Here is a 4,770-nt window from a genome sequence, read left to right on the forward strand (position 1 = left end):
GGCGGCCGACAGCGGGTAAAACACCAGCTTGATCAACAGCGTCAGCAGCACAATGGTCCAGCCCCAGTTGCCCACGAACCCGTGCAGCCAGGTCATGAGCTTGAACAGAGGCTTGGCAATAATGGTCAGAAAGCCGTAATCAACCACCACATCGAGCCCGGGCGCTACGGCCTGCATGGCTTGCTGGTCTTGCGGCCCCAGCCAGAGCCGGCTGTCGATGGCCTGATTCTGGCCGGGTTCGATGGTGCCGATCGACTGAATCGTGCGAACCGAATACAGGTTGTCGGACACGCGCAGCACTTCGTTGTGCCTAATGCGGTCTTCAACCGGCACCCAGGCGCTGGCAAAGTAATGCTGCACCATGGCAACCCAGCCGTCGTCTGCCTGTTTCACGTACGACGCCTTGTTCTTGTCAATATCCGAGAACGAGACCTTCTGGTATTTTTCTTGGCTGCTATATACGGCCGGGCCGGTAAAGGTGTTGTAGAAGAACGAAGTATTGGGCGGGTCGTTGCCGTCGCGGGTCAGTTGCAAATACACCGACGGCGAAACAGCGGTCTGGCCCTGGTTATAGACGTCGTGGCGTACCTGAATGTCGTAGCGGCCCCGGTTCAGGGTGTAGGTTTTAACCACCCGAACGCCACCGGACTCGGCCTCGAAGACCACATCGAGGCGGTCGCCGCTTAGCGCGGTTTCGGTTGAAACCAGGCGGAACGGCGTCAAGTGCGTCGGAAAGCTTTGACCTTGCGGCGCGCCGACAATACCGGTCTGTGCCAGGTAGGTGGAGCCGGGCTGGTTGTTAAGCAGCACCATGGGCTGGTTGGCGTCCTCTTCGGCTCCAAACTTAAGCAGTTCGGCTCGCACCAGTTGTGCGCCTTGGGTATCAAACTGCAGGTTGTAAACGTCGGTGGTAACGCTGACCTTTTCAGATGTGGCCGCAGCAGTTTCTTGCTGGACAGGCGCTCGCGGTGCAGTCTCTGTTCCAGAGGGCGCCGCGGGTATGCCGGCCGGCACGTTGTCGGGGGCTGCTGTTGAGCCGGTGTCCGCTGCCGTTGTTTGTTCTGCGCTTTGCGAGGCACCAGAGAACAGCGAAGGCTTGCCGTTATAAACTTGCCAGTTGTTCCAGAGGAGCAAGAGCGAGAAAGAAAAAATCATCCAAAGGATGGTGCGTCGGATATCCATAGCGCCTGTGTTCTCAGGTATAGGTTCAAGCGGAGCAAAGCTCGTTAGTTTAACGTAGCTTGCCAAGGCAGCGTGGGCGGACCCTTAAAGACAAAGCGCGCGGCAACGGTGTTAGTCATGCCGATGTTCGACGCCGGGCACCGGGTCGCAGCCGCCCGGAGACCAGGGGTGACATCGCGCAAGCCGGCGCAGCCCCAGCCATAGGCCCTTTATTGCGCCATGAGTTTCAATGGCTTCAATGGTGTAGGCCGAGCAGGTTGGGGTAAACCGACAGTTGTGTCCTAGCCAAGGGCTGACAAAATACCTGTAAAAGCGAATCGGTGCGATTAACAGGGCTTTGATCATGACAACTGTATGCGATCAAGCAAGGCGTCGGCTTCGTGGCGCAACTGCTTCTTAAGTTGCGTTAATGAAACCTGGGCCACCGGGCTATGCAGGCGAAACACGAAATCGCGTTGCGGCAGCTGCTGCTTCCGGTGACGAAAAGCCTCGCGTATGACCCGCTTGATGGTGTTGCGTGTAACAGCTCGCGTGGCAAAACGCTTGGCAATGATCAGCCCCAGTCGGGCCTGGGCATTTTCTGCCGCGGGTTCGCGCGGGGTAGACACAACAAGCAGCGCCCCTCGGGCGACACGCCGACCCTTAAGGGCGGCGGCGTATTCAGAGGGGCGGTGCAGGCGCGCCGCCGGACTAAGCGTGGCACGCATGGTATGGTCTTTAAGGCCTTTGGCCCAAGAGCTGGGCACAAAAGCCGCCACCGGGCTTAAACGGCCAGGCGCTTGCGACCCTTGGCGCGGCGAGCGTTAATAACAGCACGGCCTCCGCGTGTTTTCATGCGAACCAAAAAGCCGTGGGTGCGCTTGCGACGGGTAACTGAAGGTTGGAATGTACGTTTCATGGTGATTTATACCGGGCAAAAGTCTGGCGCGGCGAAAAGGTGTTTAACCCATGTCTGACCCCGGGGTTTAATCTGGGGATTTAATCCAGGGGTTTAATCCAGACCCAACCCTAGAGGCTTCTAAGGTTTTTTCCTGGGGGGCTATTTCTTCCTTTGCTGCCGGCCAAGCAAAGAATCAGGGGCAATTTCTAAAAATTGCAAAAGCCCACTATTTCAACAGATTATGCCGCCGCGGTCAAATTTATAGGGGTTTGCCTGAATGCTCGAGTTGTCCCGGCTTGTGGATAACTTGCATCCCAACAGGTAGAATCGAGGTTTACTCAAGTGGTGGACATGAAAGAATTTTGGCAGACTTGCGTTCAGCGTCTGGAGCAAGACCTACCTCCGCAGCAAATCAGTGCCTGGATACGCCCCCTGATACCGCTTGCGTTCGATGAAACGCAGGCGGTGTTGCGCGTGTCGGCGCCCAATCGCTTCAAGCTTGACTGGGTACGTAAAAACTTTTCGCATCAAATCGAGACCCTGGCCAGCGAGTGGTACGAGCGGCCCGTGCAGGTGTCGTTTGAACTTGCCGTGGGCACCGTAGCAGCCGGCGGCCGCCCTGTTGTGGGCATGCCGGCGCCGCCGCCGTCGGTGGCTGCTTCGGCCGCGCAGCCCGACAACCCGGGCGCGGCACAGCCGGCCCCGGTTTCCAACATACCCTCGGCCGACGCCGTACACGACCGCTCGCGCCTTAACACCGAGCTGCGTTTCGACAACTTCGTTACCGGCAAGGCCAACCAGCTGGCGCGTGCGGCGGCGTTGCAGGTGGCCGAAAACCCCGGCGTCTCGTACAACCCGCTGTTTTTGTATGGCGGTGTGGGCCTGGGCAAAACCCACCTTATCCACGCCATAGGTAATGCCCTGCTGCAAAGCGGCAAAGGCACGCGGGTGCGTTATGTGCACGCCGACCAATATGTGTCCGACGTGGTCAAGGCTTATCAGCGCAAGGCCTTCGACGAGTTCAAACGCTATTACCATTCGCTTGATCTGCTGCTTATCGACGATATTCAGTTTTTTGCAGGTAAAAACCGCACCCAAGAAGAATTCTTCTATGCCTTCGAGGCCATGGTGGCGCAGCGCAAGCAAATCATCATTACGTCCGACACCTATCCCAAAGAACTGGCCAACATCGACAGCCGTCTTATCTCGCGGTTTGATTCGGGCCTGACTGTGGCCATTGAGCCGCCCGAGCTTGAAATGCGGGTGGCCATTTTGTTGCGCAAGGCTGAAACCGAGGGCGTGACCATGCCCGAAGAGGTGGCGTTTTTTATTGCCAAGCACCTGCGCAGCAACGTGCGCGAACTTGAAGGCGCCCTGCGTAAAGTGTCGGCGTACGCGCGGTTTCATGGGCGCGAAGTACTGACCGTAGAGGTTTGCAAAGACGCACTGAAAGATTTGCTGTCGGTGTCGAACGGCCAGATTACGGTCGAAAACATACAAAAGACCGTCGCCGACTTCTACAAGATCAAGGTGGCCGACATGTATTCGAAACGTCGGCCCGCCAATATTGCATTGCCCAGGCAAATTGCCATGTATCTGGCCAAAGAGCTTACCCAAAAAAGCTTGCCCGAAATTGGCGACCTGTTCGGCGGCCGCGACCACACCACGGTGCTGCACGCCGTACGCAAGATCTCTGACGCACGCTCAAAACAAACTGAACTCAATCACGCTTTACACGTATTAGAACAAACCTTAAAAGGATAACCATGCAACTCGTACAAACGACTCGCGACGCCTTGTTGAAACCGTTGTCCACGGTGGCGGGAATAGTCGAAAGAAGAAATACGTTGCCCATTCTGGCCAATATCCTGTTGCAAAAAAAGGGCCAGGACGTAGCCTTTATTGCTACCGACCTTGAAGTACAAATTACCACCCACGCGCAGTTCGGCCTGGGCGACAGCAGCGAATCAACCACCGTTGCGGCCCGCAAGCTGCTCGACATTTTGCGCGCCCTGCCCGACACCGGCGAGGTCAAGCTCGCCCTGGCTTCTGGCAAGCTGAACGTGCAGGCAGGCAAAAGCCGGTTCGCCCTGCAAACCCTGGCTGCCGACGAATTCCCCACCCTTGCCCAACCCGAAAAATGGGACGTCTCTTTCACGCTGACCCAAAAAACGCTTAAGCACTTGTTCAACATGGTGCACTTTGCCATGGCCCAGCAAGACATCCGCTACTACCTGAACGGCTTGCTGTTTGTGTTCGAGCCCGGCTGGGTGCGCGCCGTGGCCACCGACGGCCACCGCCTGGCGCACAGCGGTACCGCAGTTGAAGGCATTGAAAACAAACACGATGTGATCGTGCCGCGCAAGACCGTGCTTGAAATGCAGCGCCTGCTGGGCGACAACGACGACCCCGTCAGTATCGACGTGGCCCCCGGACAGATTCGTTTCCGCTTTGGCGACGTCGAGCTCGTGTCCAAGCTGGTTGAAGGCAAGTTCCCCGACTTCACCCGGGTCATTCCCAGCAATTACACGCGCCACTTCCTGGTCAACCGCGAAATTCTGCAAGGTAGTTTGCAGCGGGCCGCCATTCTTACCACCGACAAGCTCAAGGGTGTCCGAATCCAGCTTTCCGACAACCAGCTTAAAATAACCTCTACCAACGCCGAACAAGAAGAGGCGCTGGAAGAAATCGACATCGACTACAGCCAC

6 protein-coding genes are annotated in these 4,770 nt (G+C 57.2%); 2 read left to right on the forward strand and 4 right to left on the reverse strand.

The window, feature by feature from the left end:
- The 4 genes from yidC to rpmH form a co-directional block, all read right to left on the reverse strand.
- Positions 1-1,182: membrane protein insertase YidC (yidC, locus tag VL003_RS05865; RefSeq protein WP_325440513.1), on the reverse strand; the 1,182-nt coding region annotated here is incomplete at its 3' end.
- Between the two features lie 111 nt (positions 1,183-1,293).
- On the reverse strand, positions 1,294-1,527 hold the full coding sequence (gene yidD, locus VL003_RS05870; protein ID WP_325440515.1) for a membrane protein insertion efficiency factor YidD: 234 nt from the start codon (positions 1,525-1,527) through the stop codon (positions 1,294-1,296).
- Positions 1,524-1,889, reverse strand: coding sequence for a ribonuclease P protein component (gene rnpA / locus VL003_RS05875; RefSeq protein ID WP_325440535.1), 366 nt, complete (start codon positions 1,887-1,889; stop codon positions 1,524-1,526). Before rnpA ends, yidD begins: the two co-directional genes overlap by 4 nt.
- Positions 1,890-1,945: 56 nt before the next feature.
- Complete coding sequence (gene rpmH, locus VL003_RS05880; RefSeq protein WP_013521800.1) at positions 1,946-2,080, reverse strand: 50S ribosomal protein L34; 135 nt, start codon at positions 2,078-2,080, stop codon at positions 1,946-1,948.
- Between the two features lie 333 nt (positions 2,081-2,413).
- On the opposite strand from rpmH, the gene dnaA reads away from it, so the two are divergent.
- Both dnaA and dnaN read left to right on the forward strand, forming a co-directional pair.
- Positions 2,414-3,826: a chromosomal replication initiator protein DnaA gene (dnaA, locus tag VL003_RS05885; protein WP_325440531.1), complete on the forward strand. Its 1,413-nt coding sequence runs from the start codon at positions 2,414-2,416 to the stop codon at positions 3,824-3,826.
- 2 nt (positions 3,827-3,828) lie between these two features.
- The coding region (dnaN, locus tag VL003_RS05890) for a DNA polymerase III subunit beta (protein ID WP_325440533.1) at positions 3,829-4,770 on the forward strand (942 nt) is incomplete at its 3' end.

Source organism: Pusillimonas sp. (assembly GCF_035515275.1).
In the GTDB taxonomy this organism is placed as follows: Bacteria; Pseudomonadota; Gammaproteobacteria; order Burkholderiales; family Burkholderiaceae_B; genus Pusillimonas.

Excerpts from the sequence above, each read along its gene's own strand:
- yidD (WP_325440515.1), bottom strand. The coding sequence starts at position 1,527 with ATGATCAAAGCCCTGTTAATCGCACCGATTCGCTTTTACAGGTATTTT.
- rnpA (WP_325440535.1), bottom strand. The coding sequence starts at position 1,889 with ATGCGTGCCACGCTTAGTCCGGCGGCGCGCCTGCACCGCCCCTCTGAA.
- rpmH (WP_013521800.1), bottom strand. The coding sequence starts at position 2,080 with ATGAAACGTACATTCCAACCTTCAGTTACCCGTCGCAAGCGCACCCAC.
- dnaA (WP_325440531.1), top strand. The coding sequence starts at position 2,414 with ATGAAAGAATTTTGGCAGACTTGCGTTCAGCGTCTGGAGCAAGACCTA.